The sequence below is a fragment of the Nocardia carnea genome (assembly GCF_029869215.1).
Lineage (GTDB): Bacteria > Actinomycetota > Actinomycetes > Mycobacteriales > Mycobacteriaceae > Nocardia > Nocardia carnea_B.
This window is the reverse complement of the sequence record NZ_JARWPM010000426.1, coordinates 1-1,655: the sequence shown is the minus strand read 5'-3', so window position 1 is coordinate 1,655 and position 1,655 is coordinate 1. Positions and strand designations below refer to the sequence as shown.

Annotated in this window: 2 protein-coding genes; both read right to left on the bottom strand. The window is 66.5% G+C overall.

Translation table 11 applies throughout. The features are described 5' to 3' along the window. Positions 1-80: 80 nt before the first annotated feature. Entirely contained in the window at positions 81-749 is a 669-nt protein-coding gene (locus QH276_RS31620; RefSeq protein WP_280401255.1) for an ATP-dependent Clp protease proteolytic subunit, read from the bottom strand. 82 nt (positions 750-831) lie between these two features. Continuing rightward, positions 832-1,419, bottom strand: coding sequence for an ATP-dependent Clp protease proteolytic subunit (locus QH276_RS31615; protein WP_280401256.1), 588 nt, complete (start codon positions 1,417-1,419; stop codon positions 832-834). Positions 1,420-1,655 lie beyond the last annotated feature (236 nt).

Below are 1,655 nucleotides of genomic sequence, written 5' to 3'. Positions count from 1 at the left end.
GGATAGGGCATCAGGTAGTAGGGGGGCCTGGGGGGGGGGGGGGGGGGGGCCGGGGGCGGCCCCGGGGGCCCCGGCCGCGCTCACTTCTGAGCGCTGAGCTTCCGATAATCGAACACCGTATCGATGATCCCGTACTCCCGGGCCTCCTCGGCCGTCAGGATCTTGTCGCGATCGGTGTCCTTGCGGATGGTGTCGGCGTCCTTACCCGTGTGACGGGCCAGCGTGGTCTCCATCAGCCGCCGCATCCGCTCGATCTCGGCGGCCTGGATCTCCAGATCCGACACCTGACCCTGGATACCGCCCTCGACCGAGGGCTGGTGGATCAGCACCCGCGCGTTCGGCAGGCACGCCCGCTTCCCGGGAGTACCGGCGGCCAGCAGCACCGCCGCCGCCGACGCGGCCTGCCCGAGGCAGACGGTCGCGACATCGGCACGTACGTACTGCATGGTGTCGTAGATCGCCATCAGCGAGGTGAACGAACCACCCGGCGAGTTGATGTACATCGTGATGTCCCGGTCGGGATCCAGCGATTCCAGCACCAGCAGCTGCGCCATGATGTCGTTCGCCGAAGCGTCGTCGACCTGCACGCCGAGGAAGATGATGCGCTCCTCGAACAGCTTGTTGTACGGGTTGGATTCCTTGACGCCGAAACTCGAATGCTCGATGAACGACGGCAGGATGTAACGCGACTGCGCGCCCGCCGGGGCGAGACCGCCGAGCCCGGCGCGTGCAACGTTCGGATTGGCCATATTCGTCTCCAAGTCTATGAGTGAGCTGTCCGCTGAACACCGATCGCGGCCACCGGCGGCCACCGGCTCCGCCAACGGCGCTCTAGTTGCCCGTGCCGCCCGCCTGGCGCGCATTGGTGATCACACGGTCGATGAAGCCGTACTCCAGCGCCTGCTCGGGCGTGAACCAGCGGTCGCGGTCGGCATCGGCATTGATCTGCTCCACCGGCTTACCGGTGTGCATCGCCTGCAACTCGTTGAGCTCACGCTTGGTGTACGCGAACTGCTCGGCCATGATCGCGATATCCGCGGCCGAACCACCGATACCGGCCGACGGCTGGTGCATCATGATCCGGGTGTGCGGCAGCGCGAAGCGTTTGCCCGGCGCGCCCGCGGTCAGCAGGAATTGCCCCATGGAGGCGGCCAGGCCCATCGCGGTGGTCGAGATATCGCATTCGGCGTACTGCATGGTGTCGTAGATCGCCATACCCGCATTCACCGATCCACCGGGCGAGTTGATGTAGAGCGAAATATCCTTGGTGGGATCCTCCGCCGACAGCAGCAGGATCTGTGCGCAGATCTTGTTCGCGATATCGTCGTCGACCTGGGTGCCGAGGAAGATGATGCGCTCACGCAGCAGGCGCTCGTACACGGAATCGCTGAGATTGAGCCCAGCGGTCGGAGCTGTCATGACCTCGGCTTTGTTGATTGTCACGGATACCTGCCTTCTCTCGCCGGCTCGTTGCTGTCACAAACATTAACGAAACAGGGGGTGACCGACGTCCCGGTCCCCACCCGATTCGCTCAGAGCGCAATTACATCGGCGCCGCCCTGCGCGGGGCCGGGTTGGGGGGGCCCCCCGGGGGGGTGGTGGGGGACCCCGCGCCCCCCGCGGGGGGCCCCCCCGGCGGGGGGGGCCACGGGCGG

Coding starts and splice junctions, on each gene's coding strand:
- QH276_RS31620 (WP_280401255.1), bottom strand. CDS start 749: ATGGCCAATCCGAACGTTGCACGCGCCGGGCTCGGCGGTCTCGCCCCG.
- QH276_RS31615 (WP_280401256.1), bottom strand. CDS start 1,419: ATGACAGCTCCGACCGCTGGGCTCAATCTCAGCGATTCCGTGTACGAG.